Source organism: Virgibacillus doumboii, from assembly GCF_902806455.1.
Classification (GTDB): domain Bacteria; phylum Bacillota; class Bacilli; order Bacillales; family Amphibacillaceae; genus Lentibacillus; species Lentibacillus doumboii.
Map to the genome: position 1 here is coordinate 2,869,000 of NZ_CADCWQ010000001.1, position 23,569 is coordinate 2,892,568.

The 23,569-nt window shown below is 35.9% G+C and carries 19 protein-coding genes and 3 pseudogenes; 6 read left to right on the top strand and 16 right to left on the bottom strand.

All coding sequences use genetic code 11. The annotated features are described in order from the left end of the window. Window positions 1-27: 27 nt before the first annotated feature. From G6R02_RS14375 to G6R02_RS14390, 5 genes and pseudogenes are all read right to left on the bottom strand, one after another. Window positions 28-480, bottom strand: coding sequence for an SRPBCC family protein (locus G6R02_RS14375; RefSeq protein WP_164669934.1), 453 nt, complete (start codon window positions 478-480; stop codon window positions 28-30). A 368-nt stretch (window positions 481-848) separates the two neighbouring features. Further along, entirely contained in the window at window positions 849-2,039 is a 1,191-nt protein-coding gene (locus G6R02_RS14380; RefSeq protein ID WP_164669936.1) for a DUF4317 domain-containing protein, read from the bottom strand. A gap of 454 nt (window positions 2,040-2,493) precedes the next feature. Continuing rightward, window positions 2,494-3,003 carry a glucosaminidase domain-containing protein gene (locus tag G6R02_RS20365; protein ID WP_343032930.1) on the bottom strand — a complete coding sequence of 170 codons (510 nt, stop codon included), beginning with the start codon at window positions 3,001-3,003 and terminating at the stop codon, window positions 2,494-2,496. A gap of 39 nt (window positions 3,004-3,042) precedes the next feature. Then, a pseudogene (locus G6R02_RS20370) lies at window positions 3,043-3,828 on the bottom strand (N-acetylmuramoyl-L-alanine amidase); the annotation flags it as partial. Window positions 3,829-4,122: 294 nt separating this feature from the next. Next, window positions 4,123-6,219 (bottom strand): tetratricopeptide repeat protein, encoded by a 2,097-nt coding sequence (locus tag G6R02_RS14390; protein ID WP_164669940.1) that lies wholly within the window; start codon window positions 6,217-6,219, stop codon window positions 4,123-4,125. A 288-nt stretch (window positions 6,220-6,507) separates the two neighbouring features. On the opposite strand from G6R02_RS14390, the gene G6R02_RS14395 reads away from it, so the two are divergent. Both G6R02_RS14395 and G6R02_RS14400 read left to right on the top strand, forming a co-directional pair. Beyond that, on the top strand, window positions 6,508-7,371 hold the full coding sequence (locus G6R02_RS14395; RefSeq protein ID WP_164669942.1) for an MBL fold metallo-hydrolase: 864 nt from the start codon (window positions 6,508-6,510) through the stop codon (window positions 7,369-7,371). Between the two features lie 112 nt (window positions 7,372-7,483). Beyond that, window positions 7,484-8,278, top strand: coding sequence for a fumarylacetoacetate hydrolase family protein (locus tag G6R02_RS14400; RefSeq protein WP_164669944.1), 795 nt, complete (start codon window positions 7,484-7,486; stop codon window positions 8,276-8,278). Window positions 8,279-8,544: 266 nt separating this feature from the next. On the opposite strand, the gene G6R02_RS14405 is transcribed toward G6R02_RS14400, so the two are convergent. Beyond that, the gene (locus G6R02_RS14405; RefSeq protein ID WP_164669946.1) at window positions 8,545-9,273 is read right to left on the bottom strand and encodes a Fic family protein; all 729 of its coding nucleotides are present in this window, start codon (window positions 9,271-9,273) and stop codon (window positions 8,545-8,547) included. A gap of 653 nt (window positions 9,274-9,926) precedes the next feature. Here G6R02_RS14405 and G6R02_RS14410 point away from each other — a divergent pair. Further along, window positions 9,927-10,193: pseudogene (locus tag G6R02_RS14410) on the top strand (HU family DNA-binding protein); the annotation flags it as partial. A 149-nt stretch (window positions 10,194-10,342) separates the two neighbouring features. On the opposite strand, the gene G6R02_RS14415 reads toward G6R02_RS14410, so the two are convergent. The 3 genes and pseudogenes from G6R02_RS14415 to G6R02_RS20425 all read right to left on the bottom strand — a co-directional run. After that, complete coding sequence (locus tag G6R02_RS14415; RefSeq protein ID WP_164669948.1) at window positions 10,343-10,522, bottom strand: hypothetical protein; 180 nt, start codon at window positions 10,520-10,522, stop codon at window positions 10,343-10,345. 5 nt (window positions 10,523-10,527) lie between these two features. After that, window positions 10,528-11,406 carry a tetratricopeptide repeat protein gene (locus G6R02_RS14420; protein ID WP_164669950.1) on the bottom strand — a complete coding sequence of 293 codons (879 nt, stop codon included), beginning with the start codon at window positions 11,404-11,406 and terminating at the stop codon, window positions 10,528-10,530. Beyond that, window positions 11,343-11,663: pseudogene (locus tag G6R02_RS20425) on the bottom strand (hypothetical protein); the annotation flags it as partial. The gene G6R02_RS14420 and the pseudogene G6R02_RS20425, both read right to left, overlap by 64 nt. Window positions 11,664-12,310: 647 nt before the next feature. Here G6R02_RS20425 and G6R02_RS14430 point away from each other — a divergent pair. From G6R02_RS14430 to G6R02_RS14440, 3 genes are all read left to right on the top strand, one after another. Beyond that, window positions 12,311-12,862 (top strand): hypothetical protein, encoded by a 552-nt coding sequence (locus G6R02_RS14430; protein WP_164669952.1) that lies wholly within the window; start codon window positions 12,311-12,313, stop codon window positions 12,860-12,862. Window positions 12,863-12,880: 18 nt separating this feature from the next. After that, a complete protein-coding gene (locus G6R02_RS14435) occupies window positions 12,881-13,594 on the top strand; it encodes a hypothetical protein (RefSeq protein WP_164669953.1) in 714 nt (237 codons plus the stop codon). A gap of 387 nt (window positions 13,595-13,981) precedes the next feature. Then, complete coding sequence (locus tag G6R02_RS14440) at window positions 13,982-15,265, top strand: MDR family MFS transporter (RefSeq protein WP_164669954.1); 1,284 nt, start codon at window positions 13,982-13,984, stop codon at window positions 15,263-15,265. 229 nt (window positions 15,266-15,494) lie between these two features. Here G6R02_RS14440 and tnpC read toward each other — a convergent pair whose 3' ends face one another. The 7 genes from tnpC to G6R02_RS14475 form a co-directional block, all read right to left on the bottom strand. Then, window positions 15,495-17,072, bottom strand: coding sequence for an IS66 family transposase (tnpC, locus tag G6R02_RS14445; RefSeq protein ID WP_164670294.1), 1,578 nt, complete (start codon window positions 17,070-17,072; stop codon window positions 15,495-15,497). Between the two features lie 67 nt (window positions 17,073-17,139). Next, window positions 17,140-17,490: an IS66 family insertion sequence element accessory protein TnpB gene (gene tnpB / locus G6R02_RS14450; protein WP_164667671.1), complete on the bottom strand. Its 351-nt coding sequence runs from the start codon at window positions 17,488-17,490 to the stop codon at window positions 17,140-17,142. Continuing rightward, entirely contained in the window at window positions 17,487-17,813 is a 327-nt protein-coding gene (tnpA, locus tag G6R02_RS14455; protein WP_164667672.1) for an IS66 family insertion sequence element accessory protein TnpA, read from the bottom strand. Before tnpA ends, tnpB begins: the two co-directional genes overlap by 4 nt. 93 nt (window positions 17,814-17,906) lie before the next feature. Beyond that, the gene (locus G6R02_RS14460; protein WP_164669957.1) at window positions 17,907-19,109 is read right to left on the bottom strand and encodes an ATP-grasp domain-containing protein; all 1,203 of its coding nucleotides are present in this window, start codon (window positions 19,107-19,109) and stop codon (window positions 17,907-17,909) included. 242 nt (window positions 19,110-19,351) lie between these two features. Next, a complete protein-coding gene (locus G6R02_RS14465) occupies window positions 19,352-20,518 on the bottom strand; it encodes an ATP-grasp domain-containing protein (RefSeq protein WP_164669959.1) in 1,167 nt (388 codons plus the stop codon). Between the two features lie 572 nt (window positions 20,519-21,090). Beyond that, window positions 21,091-22,251, bottom strand: coding sequence for an ATP-grasp domain-containing protein (locus G6R02_RS14470; RefSeq protein WP_164669961.1), 1,161 nt, complete (start codon window positions 22,249-22,251; stop codon window positions 21,091-21,093). Between the two features lie 32 nt (window positions 22,252-22,283). After that, window positions 22,284-22,874, bottom strand: a complete 591-nt coding sequence (locus tag G6R02_RS14475; protein ID WP_164669963.1) for a hypothetical protein — start codon at window positions 22,872-22,874, stop codon at window positions 22,284-22,286. Window positions 22,875-23,569: the final 695 nt, after the last annotated feature.

Genomic DNA, 23,569 nt, shown 5'->3' on the forward strand with positions numbered 1-23,569 from the left:
ATAGGATAATAATCATCTCTTTACACATCATTTCTCCAAATAGCTTTTTAACGCATCCAAATCTTTCGCACAGGCTTTTTTGAATGATCCTGCCATTAATTTCCCGAAAACCTTAGTCAAACCAGTAAGTCCCTTTATTTCTCCATTCAAAGTAACCACTGTATGCTCATCCGTTGAAGCAATTATGTATGTGAACACAAATTCTCCTTTGCCTGTTGTCCCTTTCGTGCCATCACAGCGAAGTACAATTTTATCCGGTTCATTCAATTCGACAACTTCAAAGTGTTCAGTTGCCTCTTTTCCAAACATCTTTCTTGTTTCCTTCCACTGGCTTCCCACACGCATTGGCCCCTCATCTAATCGCTCTATTCTCACTAAACCCTGCATCCAGTTCTCGGCAGATTCAAAATCAAGCAAGCCAATATATGCTTTTTGCTTGGATACTTGAATGGTTCTTTTCACTTCAAAATTTATACTCAATCTGACTCCCCCTTCGAAAACTTTTTTATAAGTATATCATACAACTATCACTTGTTTGCTTACATAAAGAATAGAGGTCAGACCCTTTTTGTATAAACAAAAAAAGGGACGCTATTTGATAACAGCATCCCTTTACAGTAAACGACTTATCTTCGAGTGTTTCGAGCATTGGACTTACCCTTTGATCGTCTTTGTTCATCAGGTAATTTAGCTTTATTATTTTTCTTCTTCGGTGCATGTGAGTCTTTACCCATGTTAAACCCTCCGATGTTTAAAAATCATCAAGACGGTTTTTATTGTTATCGAATTTTGCAGTATTATTCATTGGAAGGCTTCCCTTTGCAACCCCTGTCCCAATATATCGCAAATCAATCATCATTCTCGTTAACTTTTTGAAATAAAACTTCCGGGATCATTTCAAAGCCTTCAATCATCGTATTCTCTTCCACATCAATCATTAGACGAAGCTTTCCGTCGAAATAGACTTGGCGGACAAAACTTAAATCTTGTGGACTGACGGAAATATCTGCTACTTTTGTCTTTATCTTAATGGACTTGGAATTATACTTCGGTACGATATTACTCGCTTTTAACCCGTATTTTTCATCATCAATTACTGTTTTAAACGCATTTTCCACTTTTTCTGTATCGACATCTTTTACTCCACTGCTTGTTAAAACTTTTTCCACATCTTTGTAGTCAAAGGTCGGTACCTCTTCCTCTTCATTCTCTTCCACGACACGGTGAATCTCATCGTATACATTCGAAAGGGTGGATGTATTAATTTGATCTCCTGCTACATTTTTAACAATTTCCTCAAAAACAACCTTGTCGTCCTGAGCAGTCATCGTTTCTTCCGCATCTAATACGTCCTCTATGAAATGATAATCAAGTTCATACTTTTTCCCAGCCGAATAAAGCACATGGTTGACATCGGCAGCATTTTCCGTAAAGCAAGGGAACAGAAAACCTGATATTGGAGCTTTCAGATTGATAATGGGGTCTACGACAATATTGTATTTAAATTCCTTTTCCACATAGTCAAACAGTAACTCTTTTTTCGGTTCTTCTGTTTTATTCATACTGCATAAAATAAAAGGATTCGCATAAACTGCATCCCGTTCACTTTCTTCCGCTTCTTCGCTATTCGATTTCATCGGTTTCCTGTATTCACCGCGAATAAAGGTTACGACAATATCCATTTCATATTGCTTATCCTTCAGCATTTTTTCCACAAGTCGCAGCATATGGCTATTCCATTCTTCCGTATCGTTGCTAAGCAGACCCTGGTGTAAAATTAGCTGACTGTTATCTTCCACATCCCGTTGAAATTTTAATTCAAATAATTTTTCGTCCAACTTACCGGAAAGTACTTTTTTAAAGTTGTTCATAAATAGTTCTTTCTGTTCCTCTTCCAATAATTCAAAAGGAACACTTTGATGATGGTAAATCTCACTCGATTCTTTCATGATGTATACATAAAATATTTCATGAATTTTTAATAGATCATTATTTACTTTGAATTGTTTTTTAATGGTTGCTATATCTTTCTTGTTCAATTATGTCCACTCCCAGTTGATTATCGATATGTATGCATTCTTCCATTCTATCATAGATAAGATTTGTTTCTCCTGTTTTTCAGCTGAAATTTCTATGAATCATTCAGGTAAAATGAGGCTGGGACAAAAGTGTTTTATCAAAAACAGAAACCGAACATAGTGGAAATGGTGTATAAAACCGCTCCGGGAATATACTTCGCTTTCACACCTCCGGGTACCAAGGCGACATCTGCTCAAAAAGTGCGTTTTCGCAGTGTCTTCTTAGCCGGGGGCGGCTGGTGAGCCTCCGAAGCGCTAACGCACTTCGTAGTCTCACCGATGCCTTTCCTCCCCCAGGAGTCTACGTATATTACCTCCGCTGCTTCCATACATTGTTCGTCTTTTGCGCAACACTATTTTGTTATGTCCCAGCCTCGACATCATATGTCTTAGCATTATTCGTTAGACAATTTAACTAACCTGATATATCCTTAAGCATCTGTTCCAGTTGTTCCACGGAGGAATTTGTCATTCTTTTATATAGATCCAAAATGGACTGGCCATAATTGTCACCAGGGACTGCCCATTTTCCGTTTAACCCGGTCCATGTGGGCGCAGACCCTCGTGTTACCAAATCAAAACGGGGATCAAGCAGCGGGTATTTATCCGGCAGGGAATCAGTAGTTGCATAAGCAAACAAGTGCTGCAAATGTGCGAGTACACCATCCCTCGGCGTATCAAAGCTGGCACCAGGATTATCCGGTCCAGTCGCACCCAATCCGCAATAATTATTTTGCTCCGGCTGGACAACACCAGTAAATCTCAAATAATCGGTTTCATGCATTGCCTGGGCAAAAGCAATATCTCCACGTATTCCATAATATTCTCCAAACGTTAAATAATAGATTCCAAGTTCAACTGCATCCGCATTGACTTCTTTAACATACTGATTCATCAGTTCCGGGGACAAAAACGTTTTCCCCATAATCGCGTATCCATCCGTACTGCCGTCAGCACCTCCGCCTTCTGTCAAAATGTAAGCATCTTCAATTCCCGCATTCCGAACAGCTGCCAATCGCTGTTCAGCATTTTCCCTGCTTAAAAAAGCACCAGCCTGCACACGATACCAGCGTTCACCGGAAATCGTTGTTGGGCTGACAAAAGCCTCAAATCCTTTTGATTGTAAATAATCCACTCGGTCCTCAGCATTTACCCTTGACTGGAATGAACCGGCAATCACCTTGTAAAGTACATCGGCTTCCTCTTTTTGCTGCAGGTTGAATGCTCTTGCCAAACCATTCACATGTCCCTGTGCCGAGGATTGCCGCCATGATGGATCACTGATCAATGCAGCGTCATGATCGTTATCGATAAATCCATTCTCCGTTAAAAGTGCAGACATTACCGTTTCGCGCAGTACATGGAAGTTCGCCTTTTTCTTGCCGCGATCCCTAAGCCGATTAACCTGGGTAATTTCTTCATGCATAATGTTCTGTATTTCAGCTGTTCTCGAAGAATCAGATAAGCTGCTGTGGATATAGTCTTCATATCCTTGTGCCTCACCATTAAAAGCATTGCAGTGAATGGACAGAAAATAGTCCGCCCCCCAGGCATTCGCTTCATTTGTCCGCTCATTCAAACTCACAAATGTATCACCCGTACGGCTCATCCGTACATCCATACCTTTGTAATTGGTCAAAATATCACGGATTCTTAAAGCAATATCCAGATTCATATCCTTTTCATACAGACCATTTCCTTGTGCACCCGGATCAGAACCACCGTGCCCCGGGTCCAAATAAAGTTTCATAAATATTGCTCCTTTCTGCTTAAATATACAGTCAGTAATATAATATTAAGGAAAAGGAAATTCGTATGGGACAAAAGATTCAAGATATCATAAATTGAGAAAAGTACTAGTGGACATATATCTCTTTCCCTTAACCAATCTTAAAAACATAAGCGCCCGTTTAGCACACGTACAAACATTAAATTTAATACTTTCTTTGGTTCCAGTGAAAAAAGGTCAGTCCCCCACTGCGCTAGCACTTTAGCACAGAAGGCGGGCCGACCCTTTCAGTTATTACGTTCGTTCTTTTCCTTCTTAACCTAACATGTTCATTAACTCATACTGACGAAGCCTCAACTCATATAAAGTGAGAGGGTCACGGTAGATTTCCGGTTTTTCATGCATCGTATTTAGGGAATATCTATGTTTTTCAATCGTATCTTGTACTTCTTCGCTAACCAGACTCAGCTCTTCAAGCGGAGTTGAGAAAAACTTACTTACATCCCACTCCAGCGATCGCTCAAATAACTCCAATTGTTGTTGAAACGGATTTATTAATTCCTCGACAATTGGACGATAGTCTTCATTTTCAATATAATCTTTATATCTGTAATGGAGTCTTTCTTTATTTTTGGACATGGATCCCAAGAGTTTACCCGTCCCTTTTAATAACAACTGGGCGGGATTATTGCGCATCATGATATTTACTTTTTCCATGTGCATCATTCCCCTTGATATCCGCTCCAAATCCCTCAGCCAATCATCTAATATCTTAAAATCACCATCTAATACAATCTTCTCATCGCCATATTGATGATTAAAGCTTTCGCTCATTTCATTCATTTTAATTTGGCTGTCTCTTAATTCTTTCTCACAATCCTTCAGCCATCCCTGAACGGCATTTTTAAAGTCATCTTGTGCAGTATTTTCCATATATTCGGCAATTCGGCTATTCATTTCATCATTTATTTCAACATGGAGTTTGCCAAAGTCGCTGTCTTCATGAACCATTTCGGAACAATTTTGAAGTTGCTCGGGCAGTTTACTCATTATTTCCTCTAAGAAATTATCTTTTATTTGACGGAAAGAATCTTTCACGGCGTCTGTTTCTGCTTTTTCCATTTCCCTTAACTGATGATCTGTATCTGCTATCCCCGTAACGATTTCATTATTCCAATTAATTCTATCCGTAATACCATTTTCCACCTCTGCCCGTTTTTCTATTAAAAACTCGATTGAGGTTTTAATAATATCTCGGATTTTAGATGGACTTGCTACGTCGATGTTGTACTCTTCTACCACAGGTTCCATAAATTCATTTAAGTCATCTGACAGACCTTCTTGCTCCGCCCATGCCTTTATAGATTCAAACAGCTTAATCCCTTCTTGTCTGCCGTTTGGATTGGCATTTGACTGTTCAAAATGGTATTGTGCTTCACTAACCAGATTTTCATTTAAATCGGATTGAAAAAGCGTATCCCAAGCAAGTATAGCTGTTGACGATATTAAGGTATCTGGAACGGATGATACTTCCAGCCAGTTCGTTAAATGGTTCTGGATTAGCGGCGATATGTCGCTGATTAAATACTTTCCACTAATCAATTCAAAATAAGATTCTTTATATAAGTTCGGAAGCTTCTTCCACTTATAGGATTCTTCCACATGATTCGTTAAAAGAAGCTGGTTAAACTCTTCCAGCCATTGTATAAAATAGTCACTTTTCTGATAGCTCTCCCACAATAGTTCCGAAAGGCTTTCGAATTGTAATTTGTCCATGTGCAATAAGGTTACTAAAGCTTCCTTAAAATAAATTGGCTCATAACCAATAGTTAGCCCCTGTTCTGCATATCCTTCTACTACTTCAAACCATGACAGTGATTTTGTTCGAATTGCTTCATTTACTGCAAGATCAATCGCGTTATCCCAATCCTTGAAGTTCTCAAAGAAAGTTTGAGCAACCTCCGTCACATCTGAATAATCCGGATCTAATTTAACCGCTTCTTTAATGGCATCAATTGCATTTTCCAGTCTGTCTTGCTGTATGTATAAAGAAAACAGCTGCAGAAGGACTTCCGCTTTCAACCCAATCGATTGGGTTTTAACATCCCTATAGAATTTTTCCGCATCTGCCAATAAACCCATTTCGAAATAGGCATCTGCTATATTTTTTTGTGCCCATGGAAACAATTCATCCTCCAAGGGGGTCCCCCATTTATAAATAGCCGCTTCATAGTCCTTATTCAGGAAATAAACTTCACCTTGTGCGTAACGAATAGCAGATAAATTCGGCCGCTCTTTCTTCATCTCTTCCATGGACATCTCACCCAAAACGTTGATTGGATGCCTTTTTCCATAATCATCTACTAACGTTTGATAATAGGTTTTATTAATTAGTTCCATCTCCGTTGTCACGAAAATCCCCCGCTTGTGTTCATATATTTGTATTCGCGGTTCAACCGCCATACAACCAATTTATCTTTGTGAAATGAAAAATATTCTCTTATTTTAAAAGGACAACTTTAAAAAGCTCACCATTAAACTATTCGAAAAAAAGCATCGATTTATGGGGACGAGGGAGTAAATAGAACTACTTTATCAATGGAGCAGGTTCAGAGACTGACAGCGAAAAGAAGTATTTTGTCATCTCTATAAAAGAGGATATAATGAACGATACAAACATCCTTAAAGGAGTACGAATACATGCAAACATTACAAAAACCTTCCAATCGTCTCTACTACCTGCCTCCATATCAAAAAACAGACCGTCCAATATTAGCCGCTGTTGCTGGCGACGATAAGACACTGTTAATTGATGCCGGAAATTCTTCTAATCACGCTAAACAATTTAAAGAGCAATTGGCTGCCCATAATGTCTTCGGAGATTTTCTGGCTCTTACACACTGGCACTGGGATCATGTATTTGGTTTATATGAAATGGAAATACCTTCAATCGCGAATTTCATGACTTATGATAAAGTTAATGAGCTACAGGGGTTATCATGGGAAGACAAAGAGTTGGATAAAAGAGTTGAAGCAGGGATTGAAATTCCATTTTGTGCAGACGCAATAAAGCTAGAGCTTGGAAGTGAGCGAGAGGTTATCATACCAGATCCCGCTATTATTTTTGAAGAAAAAATGAAGCTCAATCTGGGAGGTGTTACCTGTATCATTGAACATGTTGGCGGGGATCATTCACCTGATTCAAATATCATCTATATCCCAGAGGAAAAAACGCTATTTCTTGGTGATTGCCTTTATGCAAATATGTACGCAGAAAAATGGAATTATACTATTGAAAATGTGTTTAAGCTTTTGGAGAAGATTGATGGTTATGATGCTAATACTTTTTTCCTGTCCCATCATCCAGCACCTTTGACAAAGGATGAATTCGCTGGCTTTGTTTTATTATTGAAGACAAGTGCTATTTTAACGAAGAAACATAAAGGGGAGCCCGAGACAATTGCTGCAGAGATGTCCTCGTATTTCCAACGCGTGTTAACTGAAGACGATTTAGAAATAATCAGGTACTTTGTGAATGGGTACATGAACGGGTTTGACATGTAAATTGATCCTGCCGATGTAATAGAAATGCCATTTTTGTGTAAAATAAACTGAAGTATCAATAAAAGGTAAAATAGGGACCAACTTTATCAAGTGAATAAGGAGTTATATTTATATGAAGACAATACAAAAGGGACAAAAGATAGTCCGTTATGAAAATAATGATAAAAAATATTATGGTATTGCTGATGGAGATGAAATTATACAATTATCCAGTACTTTAACGGAAATTGTTCACAATGAACTTAAATATGATGACGTAAGGGTTAAATATTATGATGTAAAAATTCTGGAGCCAGTAATCCCTTCGAAAATTGTTAATTTTGGTTGGACATATGCTGAACATGCTAAAGAAACTGGGGGAGAAGCAGGCCTCACGGAACCATTTCTGTTTTTAAAACCAAATTCATCTCTTATTCCTGATCAGGGTGAAATCATTTTACCACCTGCCGAATTAACAAACCAGGTGGAATTGGAAGGAGAAGTAGCACTGGTTATTGGGAAACGCGGTAAAAATATAAAAGAAGAAGAGGCATTAGATTACGTTTTTGGCTGTACCATTTTTAACGATGTGACAGCAAGAGACCTTACGAAATCTGACCCGCAGTTCACAAGAGGTAAAGGGTTTGACACCTTTGGCCCATTAGGTCCTCATATAGTGACAGGCCTCGATCCAACTAACTTAAGAATTGTTACGACTTTAAACGAAAAAGTCGTTCAAGACAGTAATACAAATCAGATGTCACTTTCGATTCCTTACCTGATCAGCTGGATTTCAGAAGTTATGACACTGGAGCCTGGTGATATTCTCGCAACTGGTTCTCCTTCTGGAAGCTGTCCATTGAAATCAGGAGATACGGTAGAAGTTGAAGTGGATCGTATTGGTAGACTTTCTAATTATGTTAAATAATAATGTGAGCGAGACTGTGGAAGCCAACCGAAGATGCTCTCTTTTAGATGCAACAAGAAAAAGTCAATGCTGTTTACATAAAGATTAGCTATAGTTGCCTCAATCCAGGGTCCATAGGGACAGGAACCTTGGCCCACTTGATTTGAACCGGTAAACCTGCTCCTATGGTCCAAGAAAACAATCTAAAAACATTTCAAAACTCCTTCGTATGATGAATTAAGGAGGGAACTTACTGCGTTTACTTCATTACCTATGAAGCATAACTACTATTCACTTGCACTTAAATACAAATCTATCGAATCCTCTACTTCCTTTGCGGCCAATTGAATAAAGTTATCGTAGTCCTGCTTGGTATGTGCCTTATCTAAAGCAGCGTAATAATTCAACCGATTTTCTACTTTGATGACAATAGGTGGAAAGCCATCTTTCATTAATTCTAAATTCAATAATAATCGTGATGTACGACCATTTCCGTCAATAAAAGGATGAATGCCTACAAATATTGCATGCAACATAGCACCACGAGTAACTGGATGCATTTTCTCTGTTTCCTTTTCATACCAGTTCATTAGTTTTTCCATTTCATCTTTAATAAGATACGGTGCAGGTGGTGTATGTTTAGCACCAGAAATAAATACTTGCTGATCTCGATAAACTCCTGCATATTCATCATGAATACCCTTTAAAATTAAACGAAGTAAATTCTTAATTTGCCATTCCGATAAAGATTCTTTACGTTGAACAATTTCTTCCACATACGAAATAGCATCTCGATGATTAATAACCTCTAAATGTTCACGCATCGTTTTCCCGCCAACAGTTATACCTTCTAGCACTACCTTCGTTTCCTGTAAAGTTAACGTGTTCCCTTCAATTGCATTTGAATGATATGTCCATTCAAGTAACAATTTTTCACGTAAACTCCTTAAAGTGTACTTTGGTAATGGACGTTTTGCATCAAGGAGTGCTTTTTTCTGATCAATTTGTTCAAACATCCTATCTCACCTCCTAGGATAAAATCCATATCCATTTATGTAAATTCTACAAAGACTTCTATTAAGACCATTTATCTAAACAAATTAACTTTTATAAATGTCGTGTATAATTGTGATTACATTGTATTATAACATAATATATAAATTCCCATATTAGCTCTTAAATAATTCAATTGAAAAATTATCGTTATTGAAAAAACCTTGTGTTTGTGTAAAAAATGTGTGAAATAATTTCAAACCCTACCTTTTCCACCCTTTTTCCCACAAAACAAAAACACCCATAAACATTGATGTATCAACATTTGTGGGTGTTTTATCGTTTTTTAAATTATCTCGTTTTCATCTAAAGATACCGGTGGCCGGGGTCGAAACAACCTTAGAAATACTGATTTTATAAGGTTTTAAGTATGTTATGTGTAAAATTTGTGTAAAAACAAATTTATTGTGTAATTAAAGGAATCCATTTTGAAAAAATATTACTCAAAATGGATTCTAAAGTTTTCAGTTTATAAAAGAATTTGACCATTTCCTTCGTGTTTGCTCCACAATCGGCGCCCTTTTATGGAATACATTAACTACTACAGACAGGTACTGAGATGATCAAAAATTCAGTTATGATAATATATCTAATAAAAGGAGATGTTTAGCAATGCAAAACAGAATTAGTAAATGCTGTTTCGGCATCGTCAGAACTGACAAAGAAAGATACAGCTAAAGCTGTTGATGCAGTATTTGAATCAATTACTGAAGCATTGAAAAATAAAAATAAGGTACAGCTAATCGGTTTTGGGATTTTTGAAATTCGAGAACGTACTGCAAGAACAGGGAGTAATCCACAAACTGGTAAAGATATGCAAATTCATGCAACAAATGCTCCAGCATTTAAACCAGGAAAGGCATTGAAAGAACTAGTAAATTAAAAAGCAACGAAACAAACTCCCACTATATGAAATAATTGGGAGTTTTTTATAGGGGGAGGGAGGAAAGGAATCTTTTTGGTAGTGTGTTTTACTTTGCAGTAGACCCATTATTAAGCAGTCCACAAAAAGGAATCTCCCAAAATTAAGTTTTATGATTCTTTCTCTCCAACTAATGGTGGCGGTAAATCATCATCCCCAAGCGTACCTGATAATTCGGTATTAATATAAGAATTAGATAGTACATGTGTATTAATTATTGATAATTGAATCCCGATAAGCAGAATACCCATGATTAGAAACAAGGAAAACGTTCTTTTTAATAATATCATTTATATTACCCCCCTTCTTTATGGTTTTTCAGTAAAAAATAGGCTTTCTTATATTCTTTATTTCTCTCATGATGACCAGCTAGTAAGTATGTAAAATCAGATACTGTGTCTATTTCCCCCTTACTCTTAAAAAAGGGAATGCCCACATCATTTATATAGGATTCATCAATTTGATCGGTGATTAGCTGTTCTAATACCTTTAGTTTAATGAATACATCCTTATTTTCAAACCTTTGAATTCTATCAAGGCCTTTCTCCAACCACTCCGAAGCTTTTGTCTTTTTATTCATTTTAAAGAATTCCTTGCCAATTAAATATATTGTGTTTACTGGTGATACACTTTTTAAAGTTTCTTTTATATACAGACTTTTAAGCAAATGTTGAATTGCAATTTCACTTTGCTTTAAATTCGAATATACAAGTCCAAGATTATGATAGGTTCTAGCTACTAAATCTTTCTTATCTCTATTTTGAGTTTGAACCAATATATTATTATAACACTCTATGGATTTCTCATATTCTTGCATCTTTCGGTAATTGACGCCAAATATTATATTACAATTAGTGCACTGTTCATAATCCAATTTAATCACAAATATGTCTAGCGCCTTCTCCAAGTAAAACGAGGAAAAAGATAATTTATTTTGGCGGCTATATATTAATGCCATTTGATAGTATACTTCTTCAATGAATTCATAGTTTCCAATCTGTTCTATATTTTGATAATGTTTTAATGATTCCCTTATATCACCATATAAGTAATGGTATAGGCCACACACCCTGCAATAAAGAAAAGATAATTCCTTGTCAAGGTACTCATTTAATTTAACAACTTTTTTATAATAATTTGCTGCTCGTGTGGCGTCAGAGTCAAATAACGCCATCTTTGCTGCACTAATCCAGTCATTAAGCTTATATCTGGGTCAATCGAATTCGAAAACCTTCCAACTATTTCTCGGTGGAGGTTCTTTCCATATTTAATTTCCCTATCTCGTATTAATCTGTAAAATTTCAGGGCATCTTCTTTTAATCTTTGAAGGTACATTTGATTATGATGAGAGTTTTGAATTTTAATACCCAATCTATCACATAACAATTTAATAATTTCATCACCAGGAGTTGTTTGCCCGTTCTCTATTTTACTGTAATACGATACTTAACAAATACCTTCCGAAACCTCTTTTTGTGTAATTTGTTTGCTTTTTCGGAAGAAACGTAACCTTTCACCCAGGATCATATTGGATACCACCTTTATACCATATATTAACATATTTATAGTCCGAAACTATCAAATATTTATAATTAGATAAAAAATACTAAGCTTATTTTGTATCTAATTTTTGTCTAAATTTGTTTGTAAATGACGAAAACTTCACTTATTTTTGTGTATTTTTGTCGAGAAATCAGGGAATCGCCACTCATTAAAGATAAATACATACAAATATATATGAATTTTCCCAATACAAAAACACCGATAGGAATGTTAAGTTGTAAATAAGCATTAACACTAATAACATCATGACATACTTAATAATCGAATTTACTTATAATCTATGTAAGGAAGGAGGATGCGATTAGTTTAATTTTTGAAAGTCGTCTTTGCCGACTTTCCAAGCATTAGCATTATGTTGTAAGCATTGCTTGATTATTCCAACTGAATATTTTGCTCAGTACTTTTCATCCGATTTAAACCGCTTATTTTTTTAGGAAATTCCGTTAGTATATCAGGGAACATACAAACATGAAAATACCCATTTCTTGAAGAAATTTTATTAAGGAGGTAAATTAATGTTAAAAGGTTATAGATGTCTGGCAATCCTTGTTTTACTGTTATTCATTTCAATTTCTTCGGTAAATGCTGAAACGTCAAAAAGTAAGGATGCTGATGCTGGTGTTCAATACCGCAGCGGCAACGGAACGAGTGATCGTATTACTTGGTTTAACCCCATTGTAGGGAGTGGCTTTGCAGATTATCATGCGTCTTGGCAGTATTTGGTTTCATACTCGTGGAGGACCGAAATGGATATACATGAGACACGTGTTAGTTATGATTTTGTAACTCCATATTCAGGTACACTAATGTATAGTCATCGCTTTACAGATTCAATAACGGGTAATCAAGTGGGATATTACAATCATAATCGATATGATGGTAGATATTTTACTGATTGGATATTACCTGGTAAAGACTACTATTCTGCTTCGTCTTATCATAACATAGTAGTTACAAGTTCAAGTGCCTATATTAAAGACTACTTTTTGGCTCAAGCATATGTTAATAAAGATGGTGGCTCATTGATTACCGGTTCCGATGATTACACAAGTAACATTATTTATTAAAAAAGGAGGTATTTACTAGTGCAAAAAATCAAGGGTTTCATTTATGCCGCGGTATCTTTAATGGTCATAGCTGGAATCGTTTATGGAGTCAATTATACTGAAGACATCGAAGGGGATAAAAAAGTTATAGCTGGAGAAAATCCCTATGCTAGTCCAATTGATACATCTAAATCGGATATGACTAAAATCAGCATCGATACCTTTAAAAAAGCCATACAAAAGTTTAATAGTCAAAATCTAAGTTTCAAATCAAAATTTGCAGAAAAACTGGGATTGCGCTCATTTGTAAGTTCACTTACTTACGAAGATAAATCTGTTTCTGATATAAGTGTGCAAGAACTACAACGTAAAGCTAATCAAAATGCGGCTTTTGAAAAAGCTTGGATTACGTATTCTACAAAAGAATACGGTGTTGAGATCGAAGCTAAAGAAGTGGATGATTTTATAAAAGAACATGCTGACCAATCTGACATACCGTCTCACAAGAATTACGCAAAAGCTTTGGGCATGACGCTGGAAGAGCTAAATCATGATTATGATAGAGATTTATATAAAAAATGGGTTGTTTGGGAAAAACTTAGACCCAAGATTGTAGATAAATATGATTTAAAACCAGAGGATTTTAAGCACAAAGGTTCGACAAAAGATATTCCAGTGGAAGAAAGAAACCTTAATAACAAAGCAATTAGTCTGTATAAACAGGAAGTACAGACGTTCATGAACAATCAATAATATTTCGCCCCGGACCGTATTGGTCCGGGGCTTTAAATGGCAAGCAGCTCCGCTGTGGCTCTGGCTTTATACTTTAAAGAGCAAGTTGTACTATTAGTGGCTCTCAGTTCCGCAAATGGTGGCTCAAAACTACGCATAAGCGGCTCAATTCATCCGCAATAATCATTATGCACAAGACTAAGTTGTGGAAGGTCTTATTAGCTATTCCGACGTTGTGGTTTATTTTGCAGGAGACCGTTATTCAAATGGCCAACCAAAGATTCTAACCATGTCCAAATATCCACCACTCCGTATCAATTTCCTTAACTATCTCCTGTCTCCATACCCAAATAGCGAGGAAGTAAAAATTTTTATTCTTCAAAGCTCTATATACAAGGAGAGGATAAAGTGTTCAAAACATTACACCCAAACGTACGCATTCGAATTTACACATCTTTTCTTAGCAGGATAGTAGGGTCAGCTGTGTTCCCTTTTATGGCAATTTATTTTACAAATCATATAAATGCTTATGTGGCTGGTATACTGGTATTAATTCAAGTTACAGTACAGTTTTTAATAGGATTATATGGAGGCTATTTAGCCGACATTATTGGGCGTAAAAGATTGATGGTTGCGGGTGAAATTATGAAAGTAGTTGCCTTTACAGGAATGCTTATAGCCAACTCTCCATTACTAGAATCACCTTGGATAATGTTTGCCATGTTACTCATAACCGGTGCATCTTCGGGACTTATAAATCCTGCTGCAGAAGCGATGTTAATTGATGTTAGCACTAAGGAAACAAGAGCATTCATGTATTCGATAAACTATTGGGCAATTAATATGTCTCTTATGATAGGACTAATTGTAGGTGGTTGGTTATTTGAAGAATATCTATTTGAACTACTAGCAGTATTAATTATAATAAGTCTCATAACCCTATGGATGACCGTGGTCTTAATTAAGGAAACTCATCGTACTATTGAACAACAGGGCAAACAGGATTATGGAATTAAACCTTTACTTAAAAGCTACCAAATCGTGATTAAAGATTGGTCATTTATTGCCTTTGTGATAGGCGGAGTTGCAATGCTTGCGATAGAATTTCAACGTAATAACTATATTGCTGTACGGCTTGAACAGGAAATTATACCAAGAACATTAAATTTTTTTCAACTCTTTTCTTTTCAACTAGATGGCGTTAAGTTATTGAGTTTGTTAACAATAGCAAACACACTGATGATAATCTTTTTTACTACAGCCATAACAAAATGGATTAAAGATAAAAATGAAAGAACAATCATGTACATCGGATTCGTATTATTTGGGGTTGGTTATGCTTATCTTGCATTCAGTAATAACATAGCCGCGATGTTTGGGGCAATCATAGTTTTGTCTATTGGTGAACTGATGTATGTTCCAACACGACAATCTTTACTTGCCGATATAGTAGATGATTCTAGAAGGGGATCATACATGGCATTTAATAATCTTGTATTTCAACTAGGTAAAATGTTTGGCGCTTTAGGATTGATAGTTGGAAATATTGTTGGAGGAGTTTGGATGGCAGCAGGGTATTTAATTCTTGTGGTTATAGCTATTCTTTTTTCTAGAATCTCCATTAAATTATATACATTAAAAAATGAAGAAAACAAGATTATGCCAGTTTTTCCTAGTGAAGGAGGTGACTAACCTCCTCCCACTCTTTAATTATTAGTATTTAGCACCTCAATGTTGATTCTAATGCAACTTTTGGTTAAATTCGTAAATCTAAAAGGAGTTCCCACATACAGATCCACGAAGAATTTCAGGTATTAAAATTTGCTTATTCTCTCACTGGTTAATTAATGGTTAATTAACCGTATTAGGTAAGCGACAAATAAACCCCACCTAGTTTTTAGATGGGGGTTTCTAGTATGCTTTATTTAGATTTATTAGGAACGCGGCATTCTTGAGGGAGGGCTGCTGACCATGGCAGGTATTGAGCCAATTGCTCCTTATCCGTCGTATCCATATTGGGAAGTTCTTCAAACAAATAGCTGAGGTAGTTGAATGGATTTAATCCATTTTCCTTAGCTGTCTCCACAATACTGTAAATAATCGCACTGGATCTTGCTCCTTTTGCGGTATTACTGAAAAGCCAATTTTTCCTACCTAGCACAAAAGGCTTGATGGACCGTTCCGCACGGTTATTATCAATTTCCAGACGACCATCCTCTAAAAAGGCCTCCAAATGTTCCCATTGTTTACGACAATATTTGATTGCTTTGCCTAACGCACTTTTGGGTAGTACACGTGGTGTCTGTTCTTGAAGCCATGCCAAAAAAGCCTCCATTACAGGTTGGCTGCGTTCCAAACGCTGTTTATAGCGTTCTTTTGGACTTACGTCTTTTAATTTACGTTCAATTTCATAAAGTTGATTACAGAAAGCCAAGCCTTCTTTAGCTTTCACAGACGTAGTGGCTGCGGATTCAGGAAGTGCCTGAAGTGCTTCTGTAAATTTACGGCGTGCATGCGCCCAGCATCCAACCAAGGTAACATTGGTTAAGCCGTTGTAGCCAGGGTAACCGTCTACATGCAGATATCCCTTGAAACCTTCCAGGAATCGGCGGGGGTGTTTGCCAGCCCGGGTTTGTTGATAATCATACAAGACGATGGGAACATCGGTATGCCCGGAGCGATACAGCCACATATAGGATTTTGATGTTGCGGGCCGTTCCGGCTCGGATAAAACTTGTAATGTCGTCTCATCCGCGTGGGCCATGTCCAGTTCCAATAACCGGGCATGCATTTCTTTATAAATCAGCTCAAGCCAAGCATTGGCGCCGTACGCTATCCAATTAGCCAGAGTCTGACGTGGTATGGATATACCGAAGCGTTCCAAATGTTTCTCTTGCCGATACAGTGGCATCCCTTCCACATATTTTTGCGTCATGGTATAAGCCATTGCGGACGGGGAGGCCAAACTACCGGGAAAAACAGGCTCTGGCATTTTCGCTGTCACAATTGGTGTTTCAATTTCATAGCGTTCACAGTGGCGACAGCTGTACACGTGGCGCACGTGCTCCACAACTTTCACTTGTGCAGGAATAACCTTTAATTCTTTGCGCACTTCCTTGCTCATATCGTGCAATGCACCGCCGCAACACGAACAGAACTGTTCCTCATCGGATAAACAATATTCAATCGTTTCCGTAGGCAGGTTTTCAAGCTTTTGTTCGCGCTGTCCACGCTGTTTCTTGCGTTTATATGTAATCGTCTCAACAGTTGGTTCTTCAACTGTTGAATCAGCTGTGGTCTCTGCTTCATTGAAAAGCGAAAGCTGGTTCGAGTCGGTCTTCTCACTGGAAGATCCGAATCTGCGTTGTTGGCTCAAACGAAATTGTTCTTGGTACCATTTTAATTCCGCCTCCAACGCTTCATTTTCCATCTCAAGCTTTTCCGTACGCGCTTTAAAATATTCAATTGATTCGTTTGATGTATGCGCTGTATTTTCCATACGACAAGTATACGAAAAAGAATCCGACTTGCCTAGTCGAATTCCCATATTTCCATATTTCAAATTTTTATAGAATGGTACGTGCTTTGACTTCCCGGTGTGCCTGCTTTTGTTCAATGGATAAACCATCCAGTAGCCAACGAAGTTGGCGCGGGGTAATATTCATTGGCGCCGTCTCCTTTTCGGATGGCCAATGGAACGTGCCTCTTTCCAAACGCCGGTAATGCAACCAAAACCCATTATTCTCCCATTGCAGAATCTTTAGCTTATCGCGTTTTCGATTACAAAACACGAACAGGCTGGGGGAAAAGGGGTCAAGGTCAAAGCATTCTTTTACAATCACTGCCAACCCGTCAATGGATTTACGTAGATCCGTGCTGCCGCGAGCCAGATATACACGATCAAATTGAAAGTTCATCCGTTTTGGTTCTGCAAGATATGTATGACATCGGACAATAATTGGACATTTGCTCCCGGCCGCACTTCAACAGAAATGGTATCAACATGAATAAAGATGGGTCCCTGGTCTTCAGCGTAATCGTCCACTTGAACAGTAAGCCACTGCGTTTCCGTTGTCTCCGTTTCTGGAGAAATGACATCTCTTTCAAACCGTTGAACCCAATAATACATTTGGTGGACCTTAATTTCTTGGTCTCGACACCATTCAGCAATGCTTTGCCCGCTTTCTTTCCAGTCGTCATAGCGCGCTTTCCATTCTATTCTTTTGTCTTTCAGGGTCATTGCATAACCTCCCGAATTAATTTCTAAGAAGATTATCGCATGGTAACCCTGTGATTAAAACGTGTATTCTATTTGTCGCTTACCGTATTAGGGTTAAATATACTTAATATTATTATAAATTTGAACCAACAACTGATCTAAACTAACCTTTAATTTATTGTAATCGTTGTCCACACCCACCAAATATCCATACTTTCTGTCATCAGTACATGTAATTTCTTCGATTACATCACCTTTTTTAATATTTACAATAAATTTATCAAGTTCCAAGTTATTAGAGGGTAGTTCAACATCGTCCCTAACCTTCCCAGTATTAGGAAAAAGATATACAATACCGGCGTGTAGTTCAGTATCTTCTTTTTCTAATAATGAAAATAATCTTCCCTCATCTGTATAAATTTCAATGGCCAATTCATGTATATCAATTCCTTTGGTTAGTTCTATTAATCTTGGTATTAGATCTCCTCCAGGTCTCAATTGGGACTCAATTAGAATGGGTATACCATTTTTAAGTTTGATTTCATTATGTGAGATACCATTCCTAATTCCGCTTAATTTTAGAAATTCAATTATATACCTATTTATATATTCCATATCGGAATTTTTTAAAAGAGCCGGAAATATATGTCCCCTTTCAACAAAAGGATATTTTTTTAATCCCGATAGAAACTTTCTAGTGATTCCTAGAACTTTGTGCTCACCATTAAATGAAGCAACCTCAACGCTAAATTCATCCCCTTCAATAAATTCTTCAATTAAGTACATTTCTTTATTAAAATTTAATAAGCACTTTAAATCATCAGATTTCGTTTTGTTGTCAACTTTATAAACATCTTTGCTACCCTGTCCAGTTATTGGTTTTACTACTACTTTTTTGTAGTTCTCTATAAAATTAAATATCTCGTCTGGATTTCTACTTTTAATAAACTTAACACTATTTAAATCGTGCATTTTAAGTAGTTCTCTAGTTTTATTTTTATCATTAAAAAATTTTATTGCATCCAAATTATCAGAAAATAAGCTGTACTTATTTGAAAAGAAATTAGCCAGAAAAACTCCTTGATTTTTATCAGTAAAAGAAATAATTGAGTTTATATTAAAACGATTCATTAAATCTATTATAGTATTTTCCACTTCATCAATATCTTCAATCAGATGATTTACAACATTTTCATGTTTCAGTAAGTCTGGTACATTTCTAGCAACTACTATGTTGTGGATTTTTATATTTTTCTTCAATGAATTTCGTATATGATGAAAATTACCAAAAAGTAAAATTATTTCTTTTTCATTCATATATAAGCCTCCAGTATTTACAATATACTACAATGTATCTTTAAGGATTATGTTTTTCAAATTATATTAAATGAAATGCATCCCGTCAGGGAATTCATATCAAACCAACTCGACACTAAATAACATTTAATGCGGAAAATATTCATAAATCTTGTAAAAAACTGAATCAATTTGAAAACCATTAATTCCTGTCGGAGTGTATCCTAACACTGTAGATAAATTGAATTAAAAATTCACTAATGCTATACTTTTGCAACCCTTTTTAAGGAATTTTTAACCTCTTTTTCATCATCACCAACAATTTGTACAAAACCTGTCAAATCAGCATTAGATTTAACCTTGCTCTTACCTTTTTGGCGGAATTGCGTATTAATATTAACTACTTCAATTCCCTTATTGCTTAGGTCAATAGGAATGTCCCCTGTAAAGTATCGGATTCCTGAAAACCGTTCATCATTACTCTTTGTTAAATTCACCCGTTTACCAATTGATACATCTATTAAAATATCATAAAGATTTATTTTTAACGACTTATAAATCATGTCACACATGTAACCACCTGCTGGCCGGGCACCTATTTCTATAAAATAGAATTTATTATCCTCCGTGATTTTAAATTCTAAATGAAATGTACAATTGTTCAATCGAAGAATCCTAATTATCTCTCGAATATTCTCTCCTATAGAGGAAGAAATTGATGTCCCAAATTTATATGGCAAGAAATGACCCACTTCAACAAAATAATTATCTGAATCATCTACGTCCTTTTCTGTAAAACAGATAATTGTAGTTTCATAATCTTGAACAAACCCTTCTGCACTAAATTCCTTTCCCTTAATATACTCTTCAAACAAATACCCCTTATTATTATAATTGGGAATAGCTTTCAAAGACTCCCGAAGTTCTTTGTAAGAGTTAATCCTTTTAACCCCTATACTTCCTGCCATATCTAATGGTTTTACTACTCCTGGAAAACTAATGATTTCCCCAATAAGCAGGTCATTATAATCTTTAATGTATTGGAAATTTGGTTGGTTAATCCTTGATTCTTTTTCATTATTTATTTTATTCCTCATACATAGTTTGTTTCTAGCATTAAAAGAATCTTCATATAACATAGATCCTAAGTTCAACTTTTGTGCCAGCCAAACGGATAGCGGAACAAGATGTTCCACAAAGGTTACTACCCCTACGATTCCCTTTGTGGGAACTTTTAATAATATTTCATTAAAAATAGATTGATAATTGTTGAAGTCCTTCACAAAAATTGTCCCATTAAAAAAAGAAGTAAGTCCGTTATTCTTATAAGAATCAATTAGAATTGGTGTAAAATCTTTTCTTTTAATTAGTGTTTTAATACCTAACTCCCTTTGTCCTCCTGTGCCAACGACTAACAAAAACTTATTCACAATTTATACACTCCTTCTTATACAATATAAAGATTATTATCCTGAAGGATATTTAGGAAAACTTAAAACCCTAAACAATTAGATACGTGACATATATTAGGTAACATTTCTTTCAAGCCCAAAATTGAAGTAGTCTGATGTGATATAGTTCCAGTATACAAAAGGGGATATAACCAATCTAAAATGACATCTATTGTTTAGGTGAAATTCATCCATATTATTGTAAAGATACACATTATTCCAGCCAAAATCAGTGGTTTTTGTTCAAATTAAGCCAGTTTTTTCACAAAGTTTAAATGAATATAACCCGCATTAAATGTATATTTATACCGGAGTGGCTTGACATGGAACCTCTGTGGGCATGCATTTCTAGCCAAGGAGCCAGTAGTCTAAAGACTTGGCTTGCCGAATAGGCTAGCATGCCCACTTCTCCATATCAAGCCGTGCAGCGCATTTTATGCAGTTTATGCATATGAAATAATTTGAAAATCACAACCTGAAACAAAGTGAAAGTTTACAATTATCTAGCTGTAACATATTTAACTTTTTCTTACAGCTCCGTAAACCCCTATTCATTTTCTGACTCTATCGAATTTATTCAGTAGTTGCTTTGCCTCTTCATAATTATTAAAATAGCTGCTATTTTTTTCTACATCACTTAGAATAATTTCAGGTTCTCCAACCAAAATAACCGACCCATTACTTTTACTTCTATTTCTTATTACAATCTCGCCAAAAGTTTTTAAGTTTTTTATTTCGTTTATCATTTTCTTTGTAATATCCGAACAGATATGTAATTCGATTCCACATCTGTTTCTATTAATGGTGCCATTTTTATTCCATGTTCCCGTTAACATCTCAGTTAGTATTAAGGCAGTGTTCCTTTTGGAGTAATTTATCCCTAAATTTGTAACCCCTCCCATCCTAGGATTAACCTCTATCAGATAAAGGTTTTCAGTTTTATAATCCCAAATCATTTCGACTTCAATGATTCCACTTATATTTAAACTTTTTGCAACTCTCTTACTCACCTCCTTCATTTTGTTATTTACTGTTGATTCCCAATAGGGAACCATTCTCACTTTATCAAGAGGGTGAGTTTTTATATCGGTACCTCCTTTATAAACCGGTTCAAGACATTTGTATTCCCCATCTATCCCTATTACTTCTATAGAGAATTCATACCCTGTAATGAATTTTTCAACTACAAGGTCTGTCTCATTATTGAAGGTCTCCCGATAATTTTCTAAATCTATAGCGTTACCTATAAAAGAAACTCCCCCTCCTCCGGTTAAGTTAGGCTTTTTTATTACTAGTGGATACCCTATCCTGTTACCAATGGTACTTAGTTCAGAGGAGTTCACATAGTTTTTACCTGGAATGATTGGAATTTCATTTTGCTGACAATGTTCTCTAGTTTTCCCTTTATGGTTGAGTATTTCTATAACAGGAAGTGAATTTGCTATTACTTTTATACCTTTTTTCTCCAAATCTTCCTTAATCATTGCATCCCTTTTTAAAGACCTTTCTGTTGAAAGACAAAGAACTCCTTCTACTTCCATTTGTTTAGCTATATCGATTATTGGTAACGGATCTTGATTAAACTCAAATTCATCATTGTTTATATGATGTCCATTAATTCCTATTGTTTTGTACCCCTTACTAATCAAATATTCATAAGCCGATTTATATACACTGGATTGATAAGATGCACCCAATAGTAATACCTTCATATGTCCATGTACCCCCTATACTACTTCTGAAATTAATATTGTAATGACTTAGTAAAGACTTCTTTTTGGGTTGTTCTCTTGCTATTTAATAATATAAGCATGCCTCCGTTATCTTTCTCATTGAAAAATTCAAACCGTTCAATGGGAAAATCCTTAAAGTCTTCAAGTGCCCATTGACTCTTATGTTCTTCCAATTCATTAAACAAATAGCTTTGCTTCTTTACAATTATAGGAGTAGCAATATATAAAAAATCAGAAATATCTAATAGCTGATAAATTATCTTTTTACCATCATCTTTAGTAAAATGTTCTAAAACATCTATTAGAAGCGTAACTTCAAAACTTCTTACAATATAAGGTAAAACATCCTCTATTAGACCGTAATACACTTTATCATATACATAATTGTGTACTGGATTTTGATATTGAGTATAACCCTCAATTCCAACAATTTCTGTAACCCAGTCTTCCTTATTATACCTCCCGTGAACAATATCTTTATACTCTCTACACAACATTCCATATTTTCCAAATCCCACACCGGCATCAAGGATGCTTTTGGGTCTTACCTCGGATAATAATTTTAGTATAAGAGAAATTTGTGAAACATAACTTGTTGGCATAACATCAACACCTCCTTATATATGATGCTCAAAAATATTGAATTTTTTAAAACCATTTAACCTTGAAATATTAAATTTTAACCTATCCTTAATAGATGTTGTAAGATATAGTCTCGTAATAGCACTATCTGATGCGGAGTTCACGGGTTCAATTTCTTTATGACCAACTTGTATTCGAATTACAGCGGCTATAAAATCACCAGTACATATAAGCGGGGCAAGCCATCTGTCATACCCTCCCCGGATTTTATGAAGAAGCAAAGTTTTCAAAAAAAGCAGCCCTTACATGTTACTGTTTACCTAATCTAAGGTAGATCCCATTAATTTGGATATGGCTTCAAGAACCCGCATAAGTTACGATTTCGGAAACGTAATAACTAGAAGTGTTGAGAAAGATGCTGCACGGAATTTGATAACGATTTAACCTTGATTTCATCAAGGGTTTGGATTCATAATTTTAAAGAACATAAAAAAGGGACTTAGAAGGGATATAGCCACTTGTATATAAACTTGAACTACCTAATACGAAAAGGTAGACAATCGAAAACAAGAAAAAACTACTACAAATTTGATTGATTGCGATTATCCTCCACTTACCCATAATGTCCCGGTGAAATTCTTAGCAGTTGTTCCTTTTAAATTTTACCTTCACCTCCAATTGATTATAAGTATAGTACGTAATCTATTACTCTATA

What these genes read in the sequence shown, in the direction of transcription:
- G6R02_RS14405 (WP_164669946.1), bottom strand. Translation starts at nt 9,273, where the DNA reads ATGTTTGAACAAATTGATCAGAAAAAAGCACTCCTTGATGCAAAACGT.
- G6R02_RS14460 (WP_164669957.1), bottom strand. Translation starts at nt 19,109, where the DNA reads ATGAATGAAAAAGAAATAATTTTACTTTTTGGTAATTTTCATCATATA.
- tnpB (WP_164667671.1), bottom strand. Translation starts at nt 17,490, where the DNA reads ATGAACTTTCAATTTGATCGTGTATATCTGGCTCGCGGCAGCACGGAT.
- G6R02_RS14475 (WP_164669963.1), bottom strand. Translation starts at nt 22,874, where the DNA reads ATGCCAACAAGTTATGTTTCACAAATTTCTCTTATACTAAAATTATTA.
- tnpA (WP_164667672.1), bottom strand. Translation starts at nt 17,813, where the DNA reads ATGACCCTGAAAGACAAAAGAATAGAATGGAAAGCGCGCTATGACGAC.
- G6R02_RS14430 (WP_164669952.1), top strand. Translation starts at nt 12,311, where the DNA reads ATGTTAAAAGGTTATAGATGTCTGGCAATCCTTGTTTTACTGTTATTC.
- G6R02_RS20365 (WP_343032930.1), bottom strand. Translation starts at nt 3,003, where the DNA reads ATGGGGAAAACGTTTTTGTCCCCGGAACTGATGAATCAGTATGTTAAA.
- tnpC (WP_164670294.1), bottom strand. Translation starts at nt 17,072, where the DNA reads ATGGAAAATACAGCGCATACATCAAACGAATCAATTGAATATTTTAAA.
- G6R02_RS14395 (WP_164669942.1), top strand. Translation starts at nt 6,508, where the DNA reads ATGCAAACATTACAAAAACCTTCCAATCGTCTCTACTACCTGCCTCCA.
- G6R02_RS14420 (WP_164669950.1), bottom strand. Translation starts at nt 11,406, where the DNA reads ATGGCGTTATTTGACTCTGACGCCACACGAGCAGCAAATTATTATAAA.
- G6R02_RS14400 (WP_164669944.1), top strand. Translation starts at nt 7,484, where the DNA reads ATGAAGACAATACAAAAGGGACAAAAGATAGTCCGTTATGAAAATAAT.
- G6R02_RS14415 (WP_164669948.1), bottom strand. Translation starts at nt 10,522, where the DNA reads ATGATATTATTAAAAAGAACGTTTTCCTTGTTTCTAATCATGGGTATT.
- G6R02_RS14470 (WP_164669961.1), bottom strand. Translation starts at nt 22,251, where the DNA reads ATGAAGGTATTACTATTGGGTGCATCTTATCAATCCAGTGTATATAAA.